At 72.2% G+C, this 22,248-nt stretch carries 27 protein-coding genes; 19 read left to right on the top strand and 8 right to left on the bottom strand.

The features are described 5' to 3' along the window. Positions 1 to 18: 18 nt before the first annotated feature. Positions 19 to 1,494, bottom strand: coding sequence for an alpha/beta hydrolase (locus ACYVLJ_RS13225; RefSeq protein WP_460438834.1), 1,476 nt, complete (start codon positions 1,492 to 1,494; stop codon positions 19 to 21). Further along, on the bottom strand, positions 1,491 to 2,306 hold the full coding sequence (locus ACYVLJ_RS13220; protein WP_460438833.1) for a serine hydrolase domain-containing protein: 816 nt from the start codon (positions 2,304 to 2,306) through the stop codon (positions 1,491 to 1,493). The genes ACYVLJ_RS13225 and ACYVLJ_RS13220 overlap by 4 nt, the downstream gene beginning before the upstream one ends. 332 nt (positions 2,307 to 2,638) lie before the next feature. Between ACYVLJ_RS13220 and ACYVLJ_RS13215 the strand changes: the two genes are divergently transcribed. Both ACYVLJ_RS13215 and ACYVLJ_RS13210 read left to right on the top strand, forming a co-directional pair. Further along, complete coding sequence (locus ACYVLJ_RS13215) at positions 2,639 to 2,932, top strand: hypothetical protein (protein WP_460438832.1); 294 nt, start codon at positions 2,639 to 2,641, stop codon at positions 2,930 to 2,932. Positions 2,933 to 3,011: 79 nt separating this feature from the next. Further along, on the top strand, positions 3,012 to 4,151 hold the full coding sequence (locus ACYVLJ_RS13210) for a glycosyltransferase family protein (protein ID WP_460438831.1): 1,140 nt from the start codon (positions 3,012 to 3,014) through the stop codon (positions 4,149 to 4,151). Between the two features lie 59 nt (positions 4,152 to 4,210). On the opposite strand, the gene ACYVLJ_RS13205 is transcribed toward ACYVLJ_RS13210, so the two are convergent. The 3 genes from ACYVLJ_RS13205 to ACYVLJ_RS13195 are packed head-to-tail and all read right to left on the bottom strand — an operon-like array spanning position 4,211 to position 6,532. After that, positions 4,211 to 4,477, bottom strand: coding sequence for an HPr family phosphocarrier protein (locus tag ACYVLJ_RS13205; RefSeq protein ID WP_013224593.1), 267 nt, complete (start codon positions 4,475 to 4,477; stop codon positions 4,211 to 4,213). Between the two features lie 37 nt (positions 4,478 to 4,514). Beyond that, positions 4,515 to 5,747, bottom strand: a complete 1,233-nt coding sequence (locus tag ACYVLJ_RS13200) for a PTS transporter subunit IIBC family protein (RefSeq protein WP_460438830.1) — start codon at positions 5,745 to 5,747, stop codon at positions 4,515 to 4,517. Then, positions 5,744 to 6,532 (bottom strand): GntR family transcriptional regulator, encoded by a 789-nt coding sequence (locus tag ACYVLJ_RS13195; protein WP_451975364.1) that lies wholly within the window; start codon positions 6,530 to 6,532, stop codon positions 5,744 to 5,746. The genes ACYVLJ_RS13200 and ACYVLJ_RS13195 overlap by 4 nt, the downstream gene beginning before the upstream one ends. A 92-nt stretch (positions 6,533 to 6,624) precedes the next feature. Between ACYVLJ_RS13195 and ACYVLJ_RS13190 the strand changes: the two genes are divergently transcribed. Further along, on the top strand, positions 6,625 to 7,014 hold the full coding sequence (locus ACYVLJ_RS13190) for a glucose PTS transporter subunit EIIB (protein WP_460438829.1): 390 nt from the start codon (positions 6,625 to 6,627) through the stop codon (positions 7,012 to 7,014). After that, positions 7,011 to 7,466 (top strand): PTS sugar transporter subunit IIA, encoded by a 456-nt coding sequence (locus tag ACYVLJ_RS13185; protein WP_451975370.1) that lies wholly within the window; start codon positions 7,011 to 7,013, stop codon positions 7,464 to 7,466. Before ACYVLJ_RS13190 ends, ACYVLJ_RS13185 begins: the two co-directional genes overlap by 4 nt. A 69-nt stretch (positions 7,467 to 7,535) precedes the next feature. On the opposite strand, the gene ACYVLJ_RS13180 is transcribed toward ACYVLJ_RS13185, so the two are convergent. Then, a complete protein-coding gene (locus ACYVLJ_RS13180) occupies positions 7,536 to 7,970 on the bottom strand; it encodes a QcrA and Rieske domain-containing protein (RefSeq protein WP_451975373.1) in 435 nt (144 codons plus the stop codon). A 104-nt stretch (positions 7,971 to 8,074) separates the two neighbouring features. Between ACYVLJ_RS13180 and ACYVLJ_RS13175 the strand changes: the two genes are divergently transcribed. The 10 genes from ACYVLJ_RS13175 to ACYVLJ_RS13130 all read left to right on the top strand — a co-directional run bounded on the left by ACYVLJ_RS13175 (position 8,075) and on the right by ACYVLJ_RS13130 (position 16,824). Then, a complete protein-coding gene (locus ACYVLJ_RS13175; RefSeq protein ID WP_451975376.1) occupies positions 8,075 to 8,443 on the top strand; it encodes a hypothetical protein in 369 nt (122 codons plus the stop codon). Between the two features lie 4 nt (positions 8,444 to 8,447). Beyond that, positions 8,448 to 8,960, top strand: a complete 513-nt coding sequence (locus ACYVLJ_RS13170) for a sigma-70 family RNA polymerase sigma factor (RefSeq protein WP_451975378.1) — start codon at positions 8,448 to 8,450, stop codon at positions 8,958 to 8,960. After that, positions 8,957 to 9,610, top strand: a complete 654-nt coding sequence (locus tag ACYVLJ_RS13165; protein ID WP_460438828.1) for an anti-sigma factor family protein — start codon at positions 8,957 to 8,959, stop codon at positions 9,608 to 9,610. Before ACYVLJ_RS13170 ends, ACYVLJ_RS13165 begins: the two co-directional genes overlap by 4 nt. A 267-nt stretch (positions 9,611 to 9,877) precedes the next feature. Next, positions 9,878 to 10,906: an A24 family peptidase gene (locus ACYVLJ_RS13160; RefSeq protein ID WP_460438827.1), complete on the top strand. Its 1,029-nt coding sequence runs from the start codon at positions 9,878 to 9,880 to the stop codon at positions 10,904 to 10,906. A gap of 48 nt (positions 10,907 to 10,954) precedes the next feature. After that, positions 10,955 to 12,142 carry a chorismate synthase gene (gene aroC, locus ACYVLJ_RS13155; protein ID WP_451975387.1) on the top strand — a complete coding sequence of 396 codons (1,188 nt, stop codon included), beginning with the start codon at positions 10,955 to 10,957 and terminating at the stop codon, positions 12,140 to 12,142. Further along, positions 12,139 to 12,660, top strand: a complete 522-nt coding sequence (locus tag ACYVLJ_RS13150) for a shikimate kinase (RefSeq protein WP_451975389.1) — start codon at positions 12,139 to 12,141, stop codon at positions 12,658 to 12,660. Before aroC ends, ACYVLJ_RS13150 begins: the two co-directional genes overlap by 4 nt. A gap of 8 nt (positions 12,661 to 12,668) precedes the next feature. Continuing rightward, positions 12,669 to 13,778: a 3-dehydroquinate synthase gene (gene aroB, locus ACYVLJ_RS13145; RefSeq protein WP_451975392.1), complete on the top strand. Its 1,110-nt coding sequence runs from the start codon at positions 12,669 to 12,671 to the stop codon at positions 13,776 to 13,778. After that, positions 13,775 to 14,206: a type II 3-dehydroquinate dehydratase gene (aroQ, locus tag ACYVLJ_RS13140; RefSeq protein WP_451975395.1), complete on the top strand. Its 432-nt coding sequence runs from the start codon at positions 13,775 to 13,777 to the stop codon at positions 14,204 to 14,206. The genes aroB and aroQ overlap by 4 nt, the downstream gene beginning before the upstream one ends. Further along, positions 14,203 to 15,117 carry a GNAT family N-acetyltransferase gene (locus ACYVLJ_RS13135; RefSeq protein WP_460438826.1) on the top strand — a complete coding sequence of 305 codons (915 nt, stop codon included), beginning with the start codon at positions 14,203 to 14,205 and terminating at the stop codon, positions 15,115 to 15,117. Before aroQ ends, ACYVLJ_RS13135 begins: the two co-directional genes overlap by 4 nt. A gap of 225 nt (positions 15,118 to 15,342) precedes the next feature. Further along, a complete protein-coding gene (locus tag ACYVLJ_RS13130) occupies positions 15,343 to 16,824 on the top strand; it encodes a glycoside hydrolase family protein (RefSeq protein WP_460438825.1) in 1,482 nt (493 codons plus the stop codon). Between the two features lie 239 nt (positions 16,825 to 17,063). Here ACYVLJ_RS13130 and ACYVLJ_RS13125 read toward each other — a convergent pair whose 3' ends face one another. Next, positions 17,064 to 17,582, bottom strand: coding sequence for a B-4DMT family transporter (locus ACYVLJ_RS13125; protein ID WP_460439129.1), 519 nt, complete (start codon positions 17,580 to 17,582; stop codon positions 17,064 to 17,066). 92 nt (positions 17,583 to 17,674) lie between these two features. Here ACYVLJ_RS13125 and ACYVLJ_RS13120 point away from each other — a divergent pair, with 92 nt between their 5' ends. From ACYVLJ_RS13120 to nusB, 3 genes are read left to right on the top strand one after another with little or no spacing between them, the layout of a single operon-like run. After that, positions 17,675 to 18,763 carry a M24 family metallopeptidase gene (locus ACYVLJ_RS13120; RefSeq protein WP_460438824.1) on the top strand — a complete coding sequence of 363 codons (1,089 nt, stop codon included), beginning with the start codon at positions 17,675 to 17,677 and terminating at the stop codon, positions 18,761 to 18,763. A gap of 43 nt (positions 18,764 to 18,806) precedes the next feature. Beyond that, positions 18,807 to 19,370: an elongation factor P gene (efp, locus tag ACYVLJ_RS13115; RefSeq protein ID WP_086856368.1), complete on the top strand. Its 564-nt coding sequence runs from the start codon at positions 18,807 to 18,809 to the stop codon at positions 19,368 to 19,370. Further along, a complete protein-coding gene (nusB, locus tag ACYVLJ_RS13110) occupies positions 19,370 to 19,825 on the top strand; it encodes a transcription antitermination factor NusB (protein WP_091308410.1) in 456 nt (151 codons plus the stop codon). The genes efp and nusB overlap by 1 nt, the downstream gene beginning before the upstream one ends. A gap of 93 nt (positions 19,826 to 19,918) precedes the next feature. Here the strand turns inward: nusB and bldD are convergent, their stop codons facing one another. Further along, complete coding sequence (bldD, locus tag ACYVLJ_RS13105; protein ID WP_003096372.1) at positions 19,919 to 20,407, bottom strand: transcriptional regulator BldD; 489 nt, start codon at positions 20,405 to 20,407, stop codon at positions 19,919 to 19,921. 249 nt (positions 20,408 to 20,656) lie between these two features. On the opposite strand from bldD, the gene pyrR reads away from it, so the two are divergent. After that, positions 20,657 to 21,271 carry a bifunctional pyr operon transcriptional regulator/uracil phosphoribosyltransferase PyrR gene (pyrR, locus tag ACYVLJ_RS13100; protein WP_451975407.1) on the top strand — a complete coding sequence of 205 codons (615 nt, stop codon included), beginning with the start codon at positions 20,657 to 20,659 and terminating at the stop codon, positions 21,269 to 21,271. Then, the gene (locus tag ACYVLJ_RS13095; RefSeq protein ID WP_257919268.1) at positions 21,268 to 22,200 is read left to right on the top strand and encodes an aspartate carbamoyltransferase catalytic subunit; all 933 of its coding nucleotides are present in this window, start codon (positions 21,268 to 21,270) and stop codon (positions 22,198 to 22,200) included. The genes pyrR and ACYVLJ_RS13095 overlap by 4 nt, the downstream gene beginning before the upstream one ends. Positions 22,201 to 22,248: the final 48 nt, after the last annotated feature.

The following is a 22,248-nucleotide window of genomic DNA, read 5'->3' as shown; positions in this document are numbered from 1 at the left end:
CAGAACACTGTTTCCCACTCACGAGAATGGGACCGCGTCCGGCTTGCAGGTGGTGCCTTCGGCGGGCGCGTCCAGGTCCGCCAGGTACCGCACCACGGCCGCCGACGCGCACGCGCTCGGCGCGTCGAGCGACGTGTGGCCGTAGCCGTCGACGACGAGGACCCGGCCGTCGCCCAGCTCGGCCGCCGTCGCCTGCGCGTTGTGCAGCGGGGTCGCCGGGTCGAACCGGTTGTTGAGCACCAGGACCGGGTTCTTCCGCGGCCGGTTCCACGGGCCGGTGTACCGGTCGGCGTCGCGCGCGGGCCAGCCGACGCACTGGGCCATCGAGAACACCGCGCCCAGGCCGAAATACGGCTGCCGCGCGGCTTCCCGGGGCGCCAGAGCCGCATAGTCGGCGGGCGACGCCGGGTTGTCGCTGTCGACGCACTGGACGGCCAGGAACGCGGGGGAGTGCGTCGGCACGTACGGGTCCAGCACGGGCGCCGCCGCGCCGGAGTCCGAGGGCATCGCGGCCAGGGTCTGGGCGAGCCGCTTCCACCGCCCGGACTGGTACAGCGCGCTGTCGACGGTCCGCATCAGCGAGCCCACGCCGGTGGTGCGTGACGCCCGCGCGAAGACCCCGGCGAACTTCGCCCGGGGGTCGCCGCCGGAGAACGCGCACTTCGGCCCGGCCGCGGCGCACCCGGCGAAGAACTGGTCCAGCTCCTGCTGCTGCGCCCCGGCGACGCTGGCGCGCACGTCGACCGGCTCCTTCTCCTGGCCGGGCCGCCCGGTGGCGTTCGCGACGAGGTCGAGGGTGCCGTCGAGGACCATCGACCGGACCTTGTCCGGGAACAGGTTCGCGTACGTGCCGCCGAGGTAGGTGCCGTAGGAGTAGCCGTAGAAGTTCAGCGTGGCGTCGCCGACGGCCTGGCGCAGCAGGTCCAGGTCCCGCGCCACGTTCGCCGTCGAGAGGTGGCTCAGGAGGGCGCCGGAGCCCGCGCACGCCTTGCCCACCGCCGCGCTGGCCGCGAAGTAGGCGTCCGGCTGCCGCAGCGGCGAGCCGGGCGACGGCGCGTGGTCGGCGCCGGGGCAGCTGACCGGCGCGGACCCGCCGATCCCGCGCGGGTCGAAGCTCACCAGGTCGAACCGGGCCTTGAGCTCGTCGGGGTAGCGGTCGGCGAAGCGCGTCAGTTCGCCGACGCCGTCGGTGCCCGGGCCGCCGAAGTTGAAGAACAGCGAGCCGAGCCGCCGTCCCGGGTCGCCGGCCGGCCGGCGGATCACCGAGAGCGTGATCGACGGGCCCGCCGGCTCGCGGTAGCTCAGCGGCACGGGCGCGGCCGCGCACTGGAACTCGCCGTGGCACGCCGTCCAGCGCAGGGCCGGCACGGCGGCGCCGTTCGTGCCGAGCGCCGGGGGAGCCTCGGCCACGGAGGGCGTCTCGGGCGCGGTCGCGGCCTCGGGCGCGCTGCAGGCGGCGAGCAGGAGCAGCAGCGCGGCGAGAAGGGCTTTCACGCGCTCAATTCCGCCAGCACGGCGTCGGTGTAGCGCGGCCAGACGTCGGCGGCCCACGGGCCGAACGCGCGGTCGGTGAGCGCGACGCAGGCCGCGCCGGCGTCCGGGTCGACCCAGAGGAACGTGCCGGACTGGCCGAAGTGGCCGAACGTCCGCGGCGAGCTGTGCGCGCCCGTCCAGTGCGGGCTCTTGTGGTCGCGGATCTCGAAGCCGAGGCCCCAGTCGTTGGGTTTCTGGTGGCCGAACCCGGGCAGCACGCCGGAAAGGCCGGGGAACACGACGTTGGTAGCCTCGGCGACGGTCGCCGGGTCCAGCAGCTTCGGGGCCTGCAGCTCGGCGGCGAACGCGGCCAGGTCGTCCACAGTGGACACGATGTCGGCCGCGGGCGAGCCCTCGAGGGTCGTGGCCGTCATGCCCAGCGGCGAAAACAGCGCCTCGGCCTGGTACTGCGCGAACGGGATGCCGGAGTGCCCGGCCAGCGCGCCGGCCAGCTCTTCGAACCCGGCGTTGGAGTAGAGCCGCCGGGTGCCCGGCGTGGCCATGGCCTTGTGCGCGTCGAACGCGAGGCCGGAGGTGTGGGCGAGCAGGTGCCGCACGGTCGAGCCGTCGGGACCGGCCGGGGTGTCGAGCTCGACGACGCCCTCTTCGACGGCGATGAGCGCGGAGTACGCCGTGAGCAGCTTGCTGACCGAGGCCAGCCGGAACTTCCGCGCGGTGTCGCCGTGGCTGCCCACGACATTCCCGCCGGCGGCCACGACCGCGGTCGCGGCGTTGTCCACCGGCCAGTCTTCGACCAAGCGCACGCTCTCCATGCGCTCCACCTTACGAGCGCGTTCGTCTCAGCGGCGCGACCGGGGGTGCCCGGGCATGATCACTCGATCGGTGGCTTCAAGGCGGTTCCCCGGCGTCATAAGCTGAAAAATCTCAGGGGAGGGCCTTAGTTCGTGAATTTGTACCATACGTCGGCGCGTCCACGCGTCGTGCGTGTCTTGGCTCATGAGCCAGGTCGTTCTCGTGGGATTCCTGATTCATCGGGTGGACGAGGGGATTTGTCATGGATGACCGCGTGGAGTTTCTCGATCGGATCGAAGCCGCTCTCTCGGAGGATTCGCGGAGCGGCCGCGGCAAAAAGGTGATGGGACGGGTGGGAACGGGAGCGGCCACCGTGCTGGCCGGTGCCTCGCTGCTGACGGCGTTCGCGTCGACCGCCGACGCGAGCACGCCGACGCGGCCGGCGGGCGCCGAATCCGTCGACAGCTGTTTCGAGCCCGACCACGTTCCGCACGACCACGCCAAGGGCTGCGGGATCGCCCAGGTGGTCTACGACTACCAGTACACCTATTCGCCCAACCAGGCGTTGCAGTGCTACGTCTTCGAAGCCACGTACTTCGGCTGCGGCGGGGCGAGCAACCTCGGTCGCAAGGAGTCCTGCGCCTGACGACGCGAATCGGTGCGGTGGGCGCTTCTTCGCGCCCACCGCACTTCGCGGGCGGGCGAGGGCGGGCGGGGGAGTGCTGATGCACGGTGGTCCGACGACGGTCGCGATCTTGGCGCGCGACGAAGAGCGCTGCATCGGGCGTTGCCTGGACAGCGTCTCCGGCCGGGGGTTCGACCGGATTCTCGTGCTGGACACGGGTTCGGGGGACCGGACCCGGGAAATCGTGGACACGTACGCGGCGCGCGGGGTCGAACGGATCGACGTGCCGTGGCGCGGCTCGTTCGCTCGAGCCCGGAACGCGGCGATCGACGTCGCGGGCGAGGGATGGGTTGTTTTCGTCGACGCCGACGAATGGCTCGCCGAAACACGCGAAGCGTCCCTGACCGCCCGACTCGGGGTAGCCGTGTCGGACCGCGACCCAGGCCGTATCGTGTTCGCGCCGCGGATCCGGGACGAAGAACGCGGCGAACATTCCGAGCCGATTCCCCGTATTCTGCGCGCCGGCGGTGCCGTCCGGTTCCGGGGGGCCGTCCACGAATATCCCTACCTCGCCGGGGAGACACCGGAATCGGTGGAAGTCGTGCCGTTCGACGTCGAGTTCCGGCACGACGGGTATCGGCGGTCCGTGGCCGCGGCGAAGGACAAACGGAACCGGAACCTGGCCCTGCTGCGGCAGGCGACCACGGCCGAACCGGACAACCCGCGGTGGCTCTTCTTCACGCTCCGGGACGGCCTGCCGGTGCTGGGCCGGGCCCGGATCGCGGAGCTGCTCGGCGAGCTGCGCCGCCTGGTCGGCGCCCCGCTGCGGCACGGCGACCGGCGGACGGCCGCGGACTACTACCGGAGTGCCCTGTGCTGCTGGGGTCAAGCGCTCGTCGCGCTCGGAGACCGGCCCGCGGTCCTCGGCTGCTGTGCCGAGCTGGACCGGATCGGCGGCGGCGAGAGCCCGGACGCGCATTACTTCCGCTCGATGTTCGAGGTGATCGGCGGTGCGGTGACCCGCCGGTCCCTGCTCCGGACGGTCGCGCTGCGCAAGGACGCCGAAGCGGTCGGCGGCAGCGGCCTCGACCCGGCAGGGCGGCACCTGGACGCGCTCATCGCCCTGCAGCTGAGGCACGCGGTCGGCGACGAGACGGCCGAGGAGTACCTCGAGCTGTCCGAGCATTGGAACGACGTGTTCTTCGCGGCGTCGCGGCTGCGCGCCGAATACGTGGCCTGAACGCCGTGAAGGCCTTCGCACCGGTGTCGGGGACCGGTGCGAAGGCCTTCGCGGGTTTGTCAGGCGTCGAGGTCGGTGGCGACGAGCTGGGCGACCGCTTCCACGGCCTCCTCGGCACCCTCGCCCTCGGCGCTGATGACGACCTCGTCGCCGTACCCGGCGGCGAGCGTCATCAGGTTGAGCACGCTGCCGGCGGCCACCGGGCTCCCGCCGGCCTTGGCGATCTGCACCGCGACGGGCTGCGCCGCGGCCGCCTTCGCCACCAGCGCGGCCGGCCTGGCGTGCAGACCCACCTTGCTCGCCACGGCGACGCGTTTCTCCGGCATGTTCGTCCTCTCTAACGGGGTTACGTCGGTGCTGATGTTACTTCGCGGAGGTCCGCTCGAGGTCCGCCTCGATCGAGTCGTCCTCGCGGCCCGGGGTGCGCAGGTTCCACTTCGTGATCACGATCCGGAACACGAAGTAGTAGATCACCGCCAGGACGAGGCCGATCGGGATGAGCAGCCACGCCTTGTGCGCCGTGTCCAGGCTCGAGTTGAGCGCGAAGTCGATCGCGCCCCCGGAGAACGAGAAGCCGAGCTTGATGCCCAGGGCGTTCACCAGCGCGAGCGTGAGGCCGGTCATGACCGCGTGGAAGATGTACAGCGGCCACGCCACGAACATGAACGAGAACTCGATCGGCTCGGTGACACCGGTGATGAACGAGGTCAGCGCGGCCGCGATCATCACACCGCCGACGACCTTCTTCTGCGCCGGGCGGGCGGTCTGCCAGATCGCGAGCGCGGCGGCGGGCAGGGCGAACATGAAGATCGGGAAGAACCCGGTCATGAACGTGCCCGAGCCCTGCACGTGGTTGAAGAAGTTGGTCAGGTCGCCGCCGTTGAAGATGAACCACATCGGGACGTTCAGCAGCTGGTGCAGACCGACCGGGATGAGCAGGCGGTTCAGGAAACCGTAGATGCCGCCACCGACCACCGGGGAACCGACGACGACCTCGCCGATGTTGTGGATGCCCGCGTCGACCCACTTGAACACGATGCCGAAGACGACACCCAGGATGATCATCGAGAAGGCGGTGATGATCGGCACGAACCGGCGGCCACCGAAGAAGGCCAGCCACGCGGGCAGCTTGATCCGGTAGAACCGCTGCCACAGCAGCGCCGCGACGATGCCGGAGACGATGCCGGTCAGGACGCTGTACGGCCAGTGGATCGGGGCCAGGTCCCAGCCGGGCTTGTAGCCTTCCTGGCTCTTGATCGGCGCGATGGCCTGGATGACCTTGTTGAACACGACCCAGCCGACGGCCGCGGCGACCGCCGTGGAGCCGTCACCCTTGCGGGCGAAGCCGACCGCGATACCGATCGCGAACAGCAGCGGGAGCCAGTCGAACAGGCCGCCGCCTGCCGCGCCGACGACGTCGGCGACCTTGTCCCAGCCCAGGCCGTCCGAACCGAGGACGTCCGGCTGGCCCAGCCGGCTGAGCAGGCCGGCGGCCGGGAGGGTGGCGATCGGCAGCATGAGGCTGCGGCCGAAGCGCTGAAGACCGGCGAGGCCGCCGCCGCCCTTCTTCGCCCCCTCCGCGGTGGTGGTGCTCATCTGGAACCTCCATAGTGGGGTGGTTGACCGGGTTCCGGGGTGTTCCGGTCCAACTGCATGGTCACCTGGTAGTGATCTCCCCGGTACCAGGACGTGATGTCTTCGATCGGGTCGCCGCCTGCGCTGGAGACCCGGCGGAACACGAGCAGGGGACTGCCGGCGCGCATGCCGAGCAGCCGGGCCGTCTCGCGGTCCGCTCCTTCGGCCCAGACCGTCTGCCACGCCCGGTCGGGACGCACACCGTACGTCTCGGCCAGCTGCGCGTAGATGGACTGGGTCAGGTCGAGCTCGAGCAGGCCGGGAGCCCGGCCCGCGTGGTACCAGCCGCGCTCGACGGCCAGGGGTACGCCGTCGGCGTGGCGCAACCGCACGAGGTGGTGTGCGGAAGCGCCCTCGGACAGGCCGAGGGCGTGCGCCGAAGCGGTCGGCGGGACCTCGGTGGCCGCGGAGACCACCTCGGTCGTCGGGGTCAGCCCCCGCCGCCGCATGTCGTCGGTGAACGACATCAGGTAGAGCTGCAGCTCCATCCGCCGGGCGGCGGTGAAGGTGCCCTTGCCGCGCACCCGGGCGAGCAGGCCCTCCTCGACCAGCTTGCCGATCGCCGATCTGACCGTGAGCCGCGACACGCCGTAGCGCTGGGCGAGCTCGCGTTCCGACGGGATCGGCGCGCCGGGCGGGAGCTCCCGTTCCACCGTGCGGCGGAGGATCTCCCGCAGCTGGGCGTGCTTGGGCGTGGGCCCGTTGACGACCCGGTCGGGTGGCGGGACGTGCGCGGCCGCGCTCATCGGCGTCACCCTCCTCGTTGTCTCGCACCGGGGGACCGGTGCTCGCGTCCGGCCCGGAACATTGGTACGTTCCGGTCTAGACCAATGATCTGATGGGGCAGGATGCTCCGCCGTGCGGACGGGTGTCAACCACCGTTATCCGTTCGTGGCCCGCGGCGGGGTGCATGCCGACGAACGGCGTAGTACAGGTGGACACGCGGTTCCCGTCAGGTTGGGAACAAACAGCGATCAAGGAGACCGCGATGGCGGATGACAGGCCGGAAAAGATCCTCGCGGCACTCGGCGGCGCGGGCAATCTGACCGAGGTCGAGGGGTGCATCACGCGGCTGCGCTGCGAGGTCGAGGACATGAGCCTCGTCGACGAAGCGGCGCTGAAGAAGGCCGGCGCCATGGGCGTCGTCAAGATGGGGTCGACGGCCCTGCAGGTCATCGTCGGCCCGGAGGCGGACACGATCGCCAGCGACATCGAGGACCTGCTGTGAGCCTGGAGATCCTCAGCCCGGTCGCCGGGCGCGTGGTGCCGATCACCGAGGTCCCGGACCCGGTGTTCGCGGAGGCCATGGTGGGTCCGGGCGTCGCGGTGCAGCCGGCGGGCGGCCGCTCCGACGCGGTGGCGCCGGTCGACGGCACCGTCGCGACGCTGCACCCGCACGCCTACGTCGTCGCGACCGAGGACGGCAAGGCCGTCCTGGTGCACCTCGGGATCGACACGGTCAAGGAGAAGGGCGAGGGCTTCACGCTGCACGTCGTCAAGGGCGAGCAGGTCCGCGCCGGCCAGCCGATCGTCAGCTGGGACCCGGAAGCGGTGACGGCGGCGGGGTACTCGGCGATCGTCCCGGTCGTCGCGCTGGACGCGTCGGCGGACGTGCTGTCCGGTTTGGACACCGAACGCGACGTCGCCGCGGGCGACCGGCTGTTCGGCTGGGACGCCTGAGTTCTTCCTGTCACGCGATGGGCCCTTGCGGACGACCGTCCACAAGGGCCCATCGCGTCGCCCGGCTCGTCAGCCGGTGACGACCTTCCCGTTCTCGACCTTGACCGGCACGCTCGGCAGCGGCTTGTTCGCCGGGCCCTGCTTGACCTCGCCGGTGAGCGCGTTGAACACCGAGCCGTGGCACGGGCAGACCAGGTCGGCGCCCTTCGGGGCGACGGTGCAGCCCTGGTGCGTGCAGATCGCGCTGAACGCGGCGCAGGCCGACTCCGACGGCCGGGACACGATGACGTCGGAACCGTCCGGGGCCTTGGCGGCCTTGGCCTGGCCCACCGGGACGTCGGCGAGGGCGACCAGCGGCGTTCCGGCGGCGATCGGCGCCTGCGCGGTGCCCGGCCCCGAGCCGGACGAAGAGCAGGCGGAGAGCGCGACGGCGCCGACGGCGGCACCGGCGACGGCGGCACCCGTGGTCAGGACGGTGCGGCGGGAGTGCAGTTCGGCAGTCATGCCCTTATCAACGAGATCGACACCGCATCGGTTCAATCCGCGGTGAACCCGACCGGCCTCTGTTCCGTGTATGTACCCGAGTGGGTGTGGATGGAGGAACGATCATGGTGGGATGGGTTCTGCGCATCGTCGTGGCGGCCGCGTTGCTGGGCTCGGCGGGGGTGCACTACTTGCTGTGGACCGAGGACTACCCGGGCATCGTCGGGCCGTTGTTCCTGCTCGACGCGATCGGCGGCCTCGTCCTCGCGATCGCGGTCCTGGCCTGGCGGCACTGGCTGCCGGCGCTGGGCGCGGTCGGTTTCGGCGTGCTGACGCTCGGCGCGTACGTGCTCGCCGCGACCGTCGGGTTCGCCGGGAACCACGACCAGTTCAACAGCCAGCCGGAGTACTGGGGCGTGATCACCGAGTCGGTGTGCATCCTCGGCGGTCTCGCGCTGATGTTCGTGAAGGACCGGCGCCGCGTCGCGGCCTGAGTCCGTGGGAGAAGTCGCCGAAGACGCGCTGATGCGCGCGCTCCACGAGGAGCACGCCGCGGCCCTGTGGTCGTACGCGCTCCACCTGACCTCGGGCGACCGGATCCGGGCCGAGGACGTGGTCCAGGAGACGCTGCTGCGTGCCTGGCGGTCGACGGCGGTGCTGGACCAGTCGACGGGCTCGGCGCGGGCGTGGCTGTTCACGGTGGCGCGGCGCATCGCGATCGACGGCTGGCGCTCGGCGTCGGCCCGCTCGGAGGTGGTGACCGACCAGCCGCCGGAGCGCGCGGTCGCGGACGGCACGGACCGCGCGGTCCAGGGCTGGCTGGTCGCCGAGGCGCTGGCGGAACTTTCGGAACGGCACCGCGAGGTGCTCGTGCTGTGTTACTTCCAGGGCTATTCCGTAGCGGACGCGGCACAGCGGCTGGGCGTGGCCGAAGGAACGGTCAAGTCGCGCACGCACTACGCGTTGCGCGCGCTCCGCCTGGTGCTCGAGGAGAGGGGGGTGACCCAGTGAGCGAGGACCCGTTCGCGACGTTCGACGCGGCGTACGTGCTCGGGGCGCTGTCCCCCGAAGACCGCCAGCGGTTCGAGGCGCACCTGAGGACGTGCGACCGGTGCGCGGCTTCGGTGCGCGACATGGCGGGGCTGCCGGGGCTGCTGGCTCGGGTGGACGCCCCGCCCGCGCTCCCCGACGCCGGCCCGCCCCCGCCGGACCTGCTCCCGGCGGTGCTCAGGCGCGTCCGCCGCGGCCGCCGGGTGCGCACCACGGTGACGTCCGTCTCGGCGGCCCTGGCCGTCTCGGCGTGCGTGGCGCTGGCTGTGGTGGCTTCGGCACCTTCGCCGGCTCCGCCTCCCGGGCCGCCTTACACGGCGATGACGGCGCTGGGCGAGTTCCCGGTCCGCGCGGACGCCAGCCTGGCGGCCTTCGACTGGGGCACGCAGGTGGACATGTCGTGCAGCTACACGGGCGACCGCAGCAGCGGCGAGTATGTCCTGGTGGCGATCTCGCACTCGGGCACCGAGACCCAGCTGGCGACGTGGAAGGCGGTCCCGGACAACACGGCCCGCATCGTGATCGGCACGGCGTTGAAGCGCACGGACCTGGCAGCACTGGAGGTCCGCGGCGGAACCACCGGAAGAGCCTTGCTGCGGCTGACGTTGTGAGGAGAGGTGGCTCGTCCGGGCCGCAGGGGGCCCCGGACGAGCCACCCCTCGCCCCGGTTCACTCCGTGTCGACCCCCCAATCACGCGTGTCGACTCCTCGAGCACCTGAGCCGGTGGCCGTCCGCGCCCTTCGCCGATCCATTCGCGGCTGGATCTGTCCGGGCGGCGTCGCCCACAGGAGTGAAAACAGGCCCGGAACGCAGCGAACGGTCCGTTCGCGACGCTGGGCGTTTGCCCTGCTCAGCCCATCCGCAGCACGCTGGATTCATGACCGCCCCGACGCTCATCGCGACCACGGCAGCCGCCACCGCACCCCTCGCGGCGGCGCTGCTGAAACGCGCCGACGCCCCGATCCCGGTGCCGCTGACAGCCGTCCTGACGGCCCTCGGCGCAGCGGCTGTCGCCGTGACCGGCGCCTGGCCCAGCTGGTGGCTGCCGGTACCGCTGGCCCTGACGGTCGTGGCGGTCCCATTGACCCTCGCCGACCTCCGGCATTTCCGGCTGCCGGACGTCCTCACGCTGCCCGCCTACCCCCTGTTCGGCGCGGCGATCGGAGCGGCGGCACTGGGCGGCGGCGGCCCGTCACTCGCCGTGCGAGCAGCCGTGGGTGCACTGCTGTTCGGCGCCGCCCACGCCCTGGTCCACCGCATGGCGCCGGGCAGCCTCGGCGCGGGAGACGTGAAGCTCTCCGGCAGCCTCGGCGCGGTGCTGGGTGCGGCCGGCTGGCCCACGCTCGTCCTGGCCCCCCTCCTGGCGGCCCTGTTCACCCTGGCCTTGGCGATGGCACACCTCGCCAGGTCGAGATGGGCCCGGCGCCGCGCACCCCAAGCCTGCCCCGGACCGGCCGCGCGAGCACTGCCCGCCCCGTACGAACCGGCGGTCGCCCAGCCAGCGTCGGCCCCGTGCGAAGCGGCTGCCGGGCGGCCAGCGTCGGCCTCGTGCGAACCGGCGGTCGCGCAGCCAGCGTCGGCCCCGTGCGAAGCGGCTGCCGGGCGGCCAGCGTCGACCCCGCGCGAACCGGCCGTCGCGCAGCCAGCATCGGCCCCGCGCGAACCGGTGGTCGGGCGGTCAGCGTCGGCCCCGTGCGAACCGGCCGTCGCCCAGCCAACATCACCCCCGCACGAGCCCGTCCCACGCGAAGCACCCGCCACAGACCCACCACCCGCCCCACGTCGACCCGCCACCCGGCCCACCGCCCACCCACCGGCCGGTCCGCTCGGCGGCCACCGCGTGCCCCACGGCCCGGCCCTCCTGGCCGCCACCTGGCTGTGCGCCCTCTTCGCGGCTGCGCCATGACCGGAACACTCTTCGGGCCCGCCCGGCCCCCGTGACAGGATTGAGCCCATGTTGCGCTGGATCACCGCAGGTGAATCGCACGGACCCGCGCTGGCCGCCGTGCTGGAAGGCATGCCCGCCGGGGTGGAGGTCACCACCGCCGACGTCACCGCCCAGCTCGCCCGGCGCCGCCTCGGCTTCGGGCGCAGCCCGCGGATGGGCTTCGAGACCGACCACATCGACTTCCTCGGCGGCGTCCGCCACGGCCTCACCCAGGGCGGTCCGGTCGCGATCCAGATCGAGAACGCCGAGTGGCCCAAGTGGGAGCAGGTCATGGCGGCCGACCCGGTCGACCCGCAGGTCCTCGAAGGCCTCGCGCGCAACGAACCGCTCACCCGCCCCCGTCCCGGCCACGCCGACCTGCCCGGCATGCAGAAGTACGGCTTCGAGGAGGCCCGCCCGGTCCTCGAGCGGGCCAGCGCCCGCGAGACGGCGTCGCGGACCGCGCTCGGCACCGTCGCGCGGAACTTCCTCAAGCAGCTGCTGGGCGTCGAGATCCTCAGCCACGTCGTCTCGATCGGCGCGGCCGACGCCCCCGAAGGTCCCCTGCCCAAGCCGGAAGACCTCGCCGCCATCGACGAGAGCCCGGTGCGCGCCTTCAGCCAGGAGGGCACCGACGCGATGGTCGCCGAGGTCGACGCCGTGCGGAAGGCGGGCGACACCGTCGGCGGCGTCATCGAGGTCCTCGCCTACGGCCTGCCGCCGGGCCTCGGCTCCCACGTCCACTGGGACCGCCGGCTCGACGCCCGGCTCGCCGGCGCGCTCATGGGCGTCCAGGCCATGAAGGGCGTCGAGGTCGGTGACGGCTTCACCACCGCCCGCCGCTGGGGCAGCCAGGCGCACGACGAGATCGACCGCGGCACCGGCCCGGTCGGCGTCACCCGCCGGTCCAACCGCGCGGGCGGTCTCGAAGGCGGCATCACCAACGGCGAGCCGCTGCGGGTGCGCGTCGCGATGAAGCCGATCTCGACCGTCCCCAAAGCACTGTCCACTGTGGACGTCAAGACCGGCGAACCCGCCGTTGCCATCCACCAGCGTTCGGACGTCTGCGCGGTACCGCGTGCCGGGGTCGTGCTGGAGTCGGTCGTGGCGCTCGTCCTCGCCGACGCCGCGCTCGAGAAGTTCGGCGGCGACTCGCTGGCCGAGAGCAAGCGCAACGCCGAGGCGTACCTCAAGGCCCTCGAGGAGCGGTGGTGAGTCCCCGGGCGGTGATCGTCGGCCCGCCCGGCTCCGGCAAGAGCACGGTCGGGCCGCTGCTCGCGAAGGCGCTCGGCGTCGATTTCCGCGACAGCGACGACGACATCGTCGCACGCGCCGGGCGCAGCATCTCCGACATCTTCGCCGAGGACGGCGAACCGGCATTCCGTGCCCTGGAAGAAGAAGCGGTCGCCACGGCGCTGGCCGAGCACGAGGGCGTGCTCTCCCTCGGCGGCGGCGCGCCGCTCACCCGGGGCACCCGGGCGCGGCTGGCCGGGCACACCGTCGTGTTCCTCAACGTCGGCCTCGCGGCCGGCGTGCAGCGCACCGGCCTGTCCGGTGCGCGGCCCCTGCTGGCCGGGGTGAACCCCCGCGCCACGTTCAAGAAACTGCTCGACGACCGGGTGCCCGTCTACCGCGAGGTCGCCACCGTCGAGGTCGTCACCGACGAGCGGTCGCCCGCCGAGATCGTCGCGGACCTCGCGGCGCGGCTCGCGCCCGCCGAAGCCAAGGAGTGAACCAGCAGATGTCCGACCCGGTGCGCATCCCGGTCGCCACCGCCCACCCGTACGACGTCGTGATCGGCCGCGGCCTGCTCGGCGACCTCACCGCCCAGCTCGCGGACGCGTCGAAGATCGCGCTGATCCACCCGCCGACGCTGACCACCACGGCCGAGGCGATCCGCGAGGAGCTCATCGCGGCGGGTCTCGACGCGCACCGCGTCGAAATCCCCGACGCCGAGGACGGCAAGGCGCTCACCGTCGCCAGCTTCTGCTGGGAGGTGCTGGGCCGGATCGGCCTGGACCGCCGCGGTGTCGTGGTCGGGCTCGGCGGCGGCGCCGTCACCGACCTCGCCGGGTTCGTCGCCGGCACGTGGATGCGCGGGGTCCGGCTGGTCAACGTGCCGACGACGCTGCTCGGCATGGTCGACGCCGCGGTCGGCGGCAAGACCGGCATCAACACCGACGCGGGCAAGAACCTCGTCGGGGTGTTCCACGAGCCGAGCGCGGTGTTCGTCGACCTCGCCACGCTGGAGACGCTGCCGCCGAACGAGCTCGTCGCCGGCATGGCCGAGGTCGTCAAGACGGGCTTCATCGCCGACCCGCGGATCCTCGAGCTGATCGAGGCCGACCCGGCGGCGGCGGTGGACACGACCGGCGACGTCCTGGCCGAGCTGGTCCGCCGCTCGATCCAGGTCAAGGCCGACGTCGTGGCCGCGGACCTGCGCGAATCGGACCTGCGGGAGATCCTCAACTACGGTCACACCCTCGGTCACGCCATCGAGCGCCGCGAGCGCTACCGGTGGCGCCACGGCGCCGCGGTGAGCGTCGGGCTGGTGTTCGCCGCCGAGCTGGCGCGGCTGGCCGGGCGGCTCGACGACGCCACCGCCGAGCGTCACGCCGCCGTGCTGAAGCTGCTCGGCCTGCCGACGACGTACGACGCCGACGCGCTGCCCCAACTGCTGGAAACCATGAAGGGCGACAAGAAGACGCGCTCGGGGGTGCTGCGGTTCGTCGTCCTCGACGGCCTCGGCAAGCCCGGCCGGCTGGAGGGCCCGGACCCGTCGCTGCTGGCGGCCGCGTACTCGGCCATCGCCGCGGACGCCCCGAAGACCGGCGGGAGCGTGCTGCTGTGAAGGCGTTCGTGTTCAACGGCCCCAATCTCGGGCGGCTCGGCAAGCGCGAGCCGTCGGTCTACGGCTCGACCACCCACGACGACCTCGCGGCGCTGTGCGTCAAGACGGGGGCGGAGCTGGGGATCGAGGTCGAGGTCCGGCAGACCGACCACGAGGGCGAGATGGTCGGCTGGCTGCACGAAGCCGCGGACGGCGGCCACCCGGTTGTCCTGAACGCGGGCGCGTGGACGCACTATTCGATCGCGGTGCGCGACGCCGCGGCGCAGCTGTCCGCGCCGCTGATCGAGCTGCACATCTCGAACGTGCACAAGCGGGAGGCGTTCCGGCACCACAGCGTGCTGTCGGACATCGCGACGGCGGTGGTCGCGGGCCTCGGCGTCGACGGCTACCCGCTCGCCCTGCGGTGGCTCGCCGCACACCCGGGATGAGCCTGCCGACGCTGACCACGGCGCGGCTGACACTGCGGCAGCTGGTCGAGGCCGACCGCGAAGCGGTCGTGAAGGTGTTCTCCGACCCGGAGATGAGCCGGTACTTCGCCGCGGACTTCTCCGACGCGGCCGCGGCGAGCGCGATGGTCGACCGGCGCCTGGCCTACCGCGGCCCGGCCGGCCAGGGCCACTGGGCGATCGAGCGCGACGGTGAGGTGATCGGCGTCGCGCACCTGCGCCCGTCGGCGGAACTGCCGGGCGGGGTGGCCGAGCTGGGCTACTACGTCGCGAGCGCGCACGCGGGCTCCGGTTTGGCGACCGAGGCGGCCCGGGCGGTGCTCGACCACGGCCTCGACGCGCTCGGGCTCCCGGCGATCTGGGCCCTGGTGCACGAGAACAACGCGGCGAGCCGCAAAGTGGCCGGGCGCTTGGGTTTCCTCGACGTGGGCAGCGGCGTCCACTACGGCGACCTGCACCGCGTGCTGGTGTCCCTCGCGCCGGTGCACGGGCGGGCGCACCACATCGAGCTGTGGGCGCCGGACCTCGCCGGGGCCGAGCGGAGCTGGGGCTGGCTGCTCGGCGAGCTCGGCTGGACGGAGTTCCAGCGCTGGTCCGCGGGCGTCAGCTGGCGGCTCGGCGGGACGTACCTCGTGGTGGAAGCCTCGCCCGCGCTGAGCGCGCCGGACCACGAGCGCACGCGCCCGGGACTGAACCACCTGGCGCTGCACGTGAAAACCCGCGCCGAGGTCGACGACTTGGCGACGCGGTCGGCCGACCACGGCTGGCGCCCGCTGTTCGCCGACCGCTACCCGCACGCGGGCGGCGAGGCGCACTACGCGGCTTACCTGGAGAACGACGCCGGTTTCGAGGTCGAACTGGTCGCCCTGGAAGGCCCGCCGCCCGCGCCCTGACGGCGGCCGCGCTGACGGCGGCCGCGCTGACGGCGGCCGCGCTTTGACGGCGGCTCAGCTTTGGCGGCGGCGAGGTGCCTGCCCGCAGCCAGGCGAAGGGCCGCCGTAGCAGGCTCGGGTGGGGGACCGTCGACCAGGCGTGGCATCACCCGGACAGGTTAGGTCTCGCTACACTCCGGTGTCGTGCACCCGTTTCGTCGTGGGGGTCGGCGACCCGCTCGTGCCTTGCTCGCCAGTGTCCTGGCGGGGCTCCTGGTCGCGGGGTGCACCGAGGGTTACGCCCAGCCTCAGGCCGCGGGGGACAAGCCGGCGATCGCGGGCGGGCAGAGCGCCGCGCCACCACGGCCGAACAACGTCAAGCTCGCTTCGGGTGACCCCCGGCAGAGTGGCGGCGTGATCGCCGCCGGCGGGGCGGACGCCGTCTACAACTACGGCCCCACGGTGATGCTCGACCGCGGGCAGACCCGGATGTGGTGGTGCAGCCAGTACGGCGGCGCCGGCCCGGCGGGCGACGACATCCTGTACGCGCAGGCCCAGTCGATCGACGGCCCGTTCACCGGACCGGGTGGCGGGATTCCGGCGGCGGTGTTCTCCGGCGCGCCCGGGCAGTTCGACGGCATGCACACCTGCGACCCGTCGGTGCTGCGCGTCGGCACCACCTACTACCTCTACTACACCGGCGCGGCGGGCGACCACGCGCTCGGCAACGCCGTCGGGCTCGCGACCAGCACCGACGGCGTGCACTGGACCCGCGCGGCGGGCGGCAAGCCGATCCTCGGGCCGTCGCACGACGTGCACCGCGACAACGTCTACGGCGCCGGCCAGCCCTCGGCCGTGTACCTCGACGGCTGGTTCTACCTGATGTTCACCGACACCACCGGGCGCGCCGCGGCCTGGAACGGTGCCGGGCAGTTCGTGCTGCGGTCGCACGACCCGAGCTTCGCGACCGGCGTGCAGGCCCTGGACGTCGGCGGGTTCGTGCCGGTGGCGTCGACCGCGACGCCGCGCAGCCGGTCGGTGGTCGAGGGGTTCAGCGCGGACCTGATGTGGGTGGGCGCGCTCGACGCGTTCGTCATCGCGCACGAGACCGACACCGGGACCACGCTGACGTTCTGGACCGCGGACTTCACCGAGAACCCGTACCAGCCGGTCGTCATCCCGGGCCCGTGGAAGGAAGGGCCGGGGCTGGTGCGCCGCGCGGACGGGCACGCGCCGCTGTCGTCGGCCGCGCCGTGCGACCGGGTGCCGGTCGACGTCGTGCGCGCCACCACGATCGGCGGCGCCGGCGCGCCGACGGGCCTGCGCCAGTTCGGGCTGGACCTGCTGGGCAGCCAGGCGTGCGCCAACCCGGACCGGCTGGCGAAGACGTTCGACGGCGTGACGATGCCGTCGCCGGAGCGCACGATGGACCTGGTCCGCGCGGGCCAGCGCATCCGGGTCGACCGGCGCGCGGTGGCGACGACCCTGGCCGGCGAGCTGCTGGAGAAGGCCCCACCGGAGGTGGCGAAGCTGCCACTGACGGCGCACCTGCCCTCGGCGGCCGAGGCGGTCCAGGCCCCGGGCCGCGGACTGGCCCTGGTGCTGGACGACCGCCGCCTGTGGGCGGTCCCGGACCCGGTGGTCCTGGCGGCCAACGCCTCGACGGCCCGCCCGGTACCGCTCGCCCAGTGGGACGCGTATGGGCGAGGTTCTTCACTGGTGGGCTGAGGGCGGGTCGGGGCGCGCGCGAACGGGGCGCAGTGGCCGCGCGGGTCCTCGCCGGTCGGCTGAGCCTGGCGGCGCAGGGACCCGGTCGCGATCGAGGCGCGAGTTTTGCTGAGCCTGGCGGCGCAGGGACCCGCTCGCGATCGAGGCGCGAGTTTTGCTGAGCCTGGCGGCGCAGGGACCCGCTCGCGATCGAGGCGCGAGTTTCGCTGAGCCTGGCGGCGCAGCAACCCGCTCGCGATCTAGGCGCGAGTTTCCTTGCTCCGCTGCCGAAGCCCGCGACGCGGCCGAGGCGAAGGCTCCTCGGCGGCCGGCGCAACCCGGCGTGGCCGCGGCGAAGGAGTAGTCCGTGGCCGGGGCGAAGGCGGCGCCTCCGGCGACTCCTCATCCTCCGGCTCGGAAGACCGCCCGATCCGGCCGCCGACGAACAACCCGAGCCCTGCCGGGATCAGCACCAGCAGCGCCGAGAACGCCGCCCCGCCCGTCAAGGCGCCGCCCAGTTCCGACACGCCCGTCTGGTCGACGAACGCCGCCCGGCCGATCACGTACAGGATTCCGGACACCACGCCCGTCACCAGGGCCGCGATGAACCACGCGCGGCCGCGGTCCGGGAGACCCCGCCAGCCGTCCAGGGCGCTCCACAGCGCCGCCGCGCCCACCAGGACCGCCAGGGCCAGCGACGTCACCAGCGTCTGGTCCGTGGGGTGGTACACCGCGTACTTGGCCAGCAGCGTCAGCGCCACGCCGTGCAGCACCGCCATGGCCAGTCCGCGGATCACCCAAGCGCTCATCCTGCGGAGTGTAGGCCAGGTTACTGACGAGTTGCTTGACCAGCGCCCACTAGGCTGTGCCGGTGCCTGAAACCCATGGACGACGCCGGGCGGCGCTGCGCGGGCTGCTGACCGAAGCCGGTGTCGACGCGCTGCTGGTCACCGATCTGCTGAACATCCGCTACCTGACCGGGTTCACCGGCTCGAACGCCGCCGTGCTGCTGCACGTCGAAGGCGACGGGAAGACGCTCTTCTGCACCGACGGCCGCTACACCACGCAGTCCGCCGCCGAGGTGCCCGACCTCGACAAGGTCGTCGACCGGGCCAGCGCTGCCGCCCTCGTCGCCAAGGCCGCGAAGGACGCCAAGACCTACGGCCGCGTCGGTTTCGAGAGCCAGCACGTCAGCGTCGAGGAGTACGAAGCCCTCAAAAAGGAAGTCGCCCTCGAACGCACGCCCGGCCTGATCGAGCGGCTGCGCGAGGTCAAGGACGAGGCGGAGATCGACGCGCTGCGCCAGGCGTGCGCGGCCGCCGACCGGGCGCTCGACGACCTGCTCGCCGCCGGCGGGCTGCGGCCCGGGCGGACCGAGCTGGAAATCGCCCGTGACCTGGAGAACCGGATGCTGGAGCACGGCTCGCAGGAGCCCAGCTTCGCCTCCATCATCGCCGCCGGCGCGCACTCGGCGATCCCGCACCACCAGCCCACGCACGCCGAGCTGAAGCGCGGCGACTTCGTCAAGCTGGACTTCGGCGCGACCGTCGACGGCTACCACTCCGACATGACCCGCACCTTCGTCCTCGGCGAGCCCGCGGACTGGCAGCGGGAGGTGTACGACCTCGTGCACGCCGCCCAGGCGGCCGGGGTCGACGCCGTCGTCCCGGGCGCCGAGGTGTCCGATGTGGACGCCGCGGCGCGGAAGGTGATCGCGGACGCGGGCCACGGCGAGCACTTCGCCCACGGCCTCGGGCACGGCGTCGGCCTGCAGATTCACGAGGCACCCAGCTTCGCCGCGACGGGCGTCGGTACACTGGCCGCCGGTATGGCGGTCACCGTCGAGCCCGGCGTCTACCTCGCGGGGCGCGGTGGCGTGCGCATCGAGGACACGCTCGTCGTGCGGGCTGGGGAGCCCGAACTCCTCACCCTGAGCACCAAGAACCTCGTGGTCGTCTGACAGCGGCCGCGAACCGTAGATCGACACAGGAGACTGCAAGCTCGTGGCCACCACCAACGACCTGAAGAACGGGCTCGTCCTCAACCTCGAGGGCCAGCTGTGGACCGTCACCGCGTTCCAGCACGTCAAGCCCGGCAAGGGCGGTGCCTTCGTGCGCACGACGCTCAAGCACGTGCTCACCGGCAAGGTGGTCGACAAGACGTTCAACGCGGGCACGAAGGTCGAGACGGCCACGGTCGACCGCCGGAACATGACCTACCTGTACAAGGACGGCGCCGACTTCGTCTTCATGGACGGTGACACCTACGACCAGATCACGGTCCCGGCCGAGGTCGTCGGCGACAACGCCAACTACATGCTCGAGAACACCGAGGTCCAGGTCGCGGTGCACGAGAACGAGCCCCTGTACGTCGAGCTCCCGACCTCGGTCGAGATCGTCATCCAGCACACCGACCCGGGCCTGCAGGGCGACCGCTCGACCGGGGGCACCAAGCCGGCGACGCTGGAGACGGGCGCGGAGATCCAGGTCCCGCTGTTCCTGTCCACCGGCGAGAAGATCAAGGTCGACACCCGCGACGGCCGTTACCTGGGCCGCGTCTCCAGCTGATGCCGACTTCCAAACCCCACCCGAACCGCGGCGGCGCGATCAGCCGCAGGCAGGCGCGCCGCCGGGCGGTGGAAATGCTGTACGAGGCCGCGCAGCGCGACACCGACGCGGTGACGCTGCTGGCCGACCGCGTGGGCGCGACGGACGTCGACCCCATCGCGGACTACACGATCAGCCTGGTCGAGGGCGTGACCGGGCGGAAGACGCAGATCGACGAGCTGCTGGCCGAGCACGCGCAGGGCTGGACCCTGGAGCGGATGCCGAAGGTCGACCTCGCGGTGCTGCGGGTCGGGGTCTACGAGCTGCTCTGGGCCGAGGACGTGCCGGACCCGGTCGCGATCGACGAGGCCGTCGGCCTGGCGAAGGAACTGTCCACGGACGACTCGCCGCGGTTCGTCAACGGCGTGCTCGGCCGGATCGGCACGATCGCCGACCGCCTGCGCGCGGTGCTCTGAAAATCGTCTGCTGCGAGCCCCCCGACGAACTCAGTGAGCGTCTCCGGTGCCCCACCGGGAACGCTCACTTCGTCGGCGCAGCACACACGCGGATCAGTCTTCCTTGGACGGCCGTGCCTCCGGCGGGAGCACACCCCAGTCGATGAGCTGCTCGGTGAGCTCGCCCGGGGTCATGTCGTAGATGATCGCCAGGGACCGCAGGTCCTCGGTGCGGATCGAGAGCACCTTGCCGTTGTAGTCGCCGCGCTGGCTCTGGATCGTCGCCGCGTAGCGGGCCAGCGGGCCCACCTTTTCGGCCGGCAGCTGCTGCAGGCGCTCGAGGTTGATCACGATCTTGGTGGCGGGCTCCGCACCGGAGGGGACCCGGCCCTCGGGCAGCAGCTCGACCACCGGCACGCCGTAGAAGTCGGCCAGCTCGGCCAGCTTCTGCACGGTGACGGCACGGTCGCCACGCTCGTAAGAGCCGACGACGACGGCCTTCCAGCGCCCACCGGACTTCTGCTCGACCCCGTGCAGGGACAGGCCCTGCTGCTGGCGGATCCCGCGGAGCTTGGCCCCGAGCGCCTTGGCGTAATCGCCCATCTGGTCGTTCTCCGTTCTCCACCCCCTTCCCGGTCGGGGTGACCGGTCCAGGGGACTCTTCGAGTCGAATACTCAGAGTAATGGTTACGCATTGTTGTCACCAGGTCAAGCAGAAGCTTGCCGCGAATCACGCCACACCACCCGTAAGACTGAGCAAAGTGCCTGCTACTGTCGGTGCGAAAGCCCCGACCAGCAGGGGAACAGACGTCCTTTAAGGACCCGTCCGGCGAGGCGGGGAAGGAGTCCGGTTTGTCGTCACGTCCGCGTGGCGCGGCTGGTTCGGCCGGGGAGCGCGAGCTCCTGACGGCCGGCGATGTCGCGCGCACGATCGCCCGAATGGCCCATCAGGTCATCGAAAAGACCGCGAACGGTGCGGAGAGCACTACCCCGCCCGTGTTGCTCGGGATCCCCAGCCGCGGCACGCCGCTGGCCGCCCGGCTGGCCGACAAGATCGGCGAGTTCTCCGGGGTCCGGCCGCCGACCGGCGCCCTCGACGTCACCCTGTACCGGGACGACCTCCGCCGCCGCCCGCCGCGCGCGCTCGAACAGACGCAGCTGCCCGCCGACGGCATCGACGACCGGGTGGTGATCCTGGTCGACGACGTGCTCTTCTCCGGCCGCACGATCCGGGCCGCGCTCGATGCCCTCCGTGATCACGGCCGCCCGCGCGCCGTGCAGCTGGCGGTCCTGGTCGACCGGGGTCACCGTGAGCTGCCGATCCGCGCCGACTACGTGGGCAAGAACGTCCCGACCGCCCGCTCGGAGGGCGTGTCCGTCCTGCTTGCCGAGATCGACGGCCGCGACGCGGTCCTGCTGCGCCCCTCGGAAAACGGCACGGCCGAAGCCCCTGGAGAAGACTCGTGAAGCACCTGCTCGCCACCGACGGGCTCGACCCGGCGCTGGCCACCGCCGTGCTCGACACCGCCGACGAGCTCAAGCACACGCTGCTCGGCCGCGAGGTCAAGAAGCTGCCGACGCTGCGCGGCCGCACGGTGATCACCCTGTTCTACGAGAACTCGACGCGCACGCGGGTGTCGTTCGAGATCGCCGGGAAGTGGATGAGCGCGGACGTGATCAACGTCTCGGCGTCCAGCTCCTCGGTCAACAAGGGCGAATCCCTGCGGGACACCGCCTTGACGCTGGCCGCCGCGGGCGCCGACTGCGTGATCGTCCGGCACCCCGCCAGCGGCGCCGCCCAGCGGCTCTCGGAGTGGCTGGCCGAGCCCGGCACCTCGGTGGTCAACGCCGGCGACGGCACCCACGAGCACCCGACGCAGGCGCTGCTCGACGCGGCCACGCTGCGGGAACGCCTGGGCTCGCTCAAGGACCGCCGGATCGCGATCGTCGGGGACGTCCTGCACAGCCGGGTGGCCCGCTCGAACATCCACCTGCTCGCCGCCCTCGGCGCCGAAGTGGTCCTGGTCGCGCCGCCGACGCTGCTGCCCTATGGCGTCGAGAGCCTGCCGGTCACCGTCTCGCACGACCTCGACGCCGAACTGCCCGCGGTCGACGCGGTGATGATGCTGCGTGTGCAGGCCGAGCGGATGCACGGAGGTTTCTTCCCTTCCGCGCGGGAGTACTCGATCGCCTACGGACTCTCGGAAAAGCGGCAGAAGCTGCTGCCGGAGCACGCGGTCGTCCTGCACCCCGGCCCGATGCTGCGCGGGATGGAGATCGCGAGCGCGGTCGCCGACTCCCCGGCCTCGGCCATCACCGAACAGGTCCGCAACGGCGTCCACGTGCGCATGGCGGTCCTCTACCACCTCCTGGCCAGTGAAGGAGCCGCCGCGTGAGCGAGCTTGCGAGCGAACCATTCAACACAGCGCTTTGTGCTCAGCAGG

The sequence above is a fragment of the Amycolatopsis stemonae genome, from assembly GCF_054781455.1.
The sequence above is the reverse complement of the archived record's forward strand: the minus strand, read 5'-3'. Positions and strand labels throughout refer to the sequence as shown.

Excerpts from the sequence above, each read along its gene's own strand:
- ACYVLJ_RS13125 (WP_460439129.1), bottom strand. The coding sequence starts at position 17,582 with ATGGCGGTGCTGCACGGCGTGGCGCTGACGCTGCTGGCCAAGTACGCG.
- ACYVLJ_RS13190 (WP_460438829.1), top strand. The coding sequence starts at position 6,625 with ATGGGGCAGGATGCTCCGCCGTGCGGACGGGTGTCAACCACCGTTATC.
- ACYVLJ_RS13160 (WP_460438827.1), top strand. The coding sequence starts at position 9,878 with ATGACCGCCCCGACGCTCATCGCGACCACGGCAGCCGCCACCGCACCC.
- ACYVLJ_RS13195 (WP_451975364.1), bottom strand. The coding sequence starts at position 6,532 with ATGAGCGCGGCCGCGCACGTCCCGCCACCCGACCGGGTCGTCAACGGG.
- ACYVLJ_RS13135 (WP_460438826.1), top strand. The coding sequence starts at position 14,203 with ATGAGCCTGCCGACGCTGACCACGGCGCGGCTGACACTGCGGCAGCTG.
- nusB (WP_091308410.1), top strand. The coding sequence starts at position 19,370 with ATGCCGACTTCCAAACCCCACCCGAACCGCGGCGGCGCGATCAGCCGC.
- ACYVLJ_RS13200 (WP_460438830.1), bottom strand. The coding sequence starts at position 5,747 with ATGAGCACCACCACCGCGGAGGGGGCGAAGAAGGGCGGCGGCGGCCTC.
- ACYVLJ_RS13220 (WP_460438833.1), bottom strand. The coding sequence starts at position 2,306 with ATGGAGAGCGTGCGCTTGGTCGAAGACTGGCCGGTGGACAACGCCGCG.
- ACYVLJ_RS13180 (WP_451975373.1), bottom strand. The coding sequence starts at position 7,970 with ATGACTGCCGAACTGCACTCCCGCCGCACCGTCCTGACCACGGGTGCC.
- bldD (WP_003096372.1), bottom strand. The coding sequence starts at position 20,407 with ATGGGCGATTACGCCAAGGCGCTCGGGGCCAAGCTCCGCGGGATCCGC.
- ACYVLJ_RS13175 (WP_451975376.1), top strand. The coding sequence starts at position 8,075 with ATGGTGGGATGGGTTCTGCGCATCGTCGTGGCGGCCGCGTTGCTGGGC.
- ACYVLJ_RS13210 (WP_460438831.1), top strand. The coding sequence starts at position 3,012 with ATGCACGGTGGTCCGACGACGGTCGCGATCTTGGCGCGCGACGAAGAG.
- aroB (WP_451975392.1), top strand. The coding sequence starts at position 12,669 with ATGTCCGACCCGGTGCGCATCCCGGTCGCCACCGCCCACCCGTACGAC.
- aroC (WP_451975387.1), top strand. The coding sequence starts at position 10,955 with ATGTTGCGCTGGATCACCGCAGGTGAATCGCACGGACCCGCGCTGGCC.
- ACYVLJ_RS13205 (WP_013224593.1), bottom strand. The coding sequence starts at position 4,477 with ATGCCGGAGAAACGCGTCGCCGTGGCGAGCAAGGTGGGTCTGCACGCC.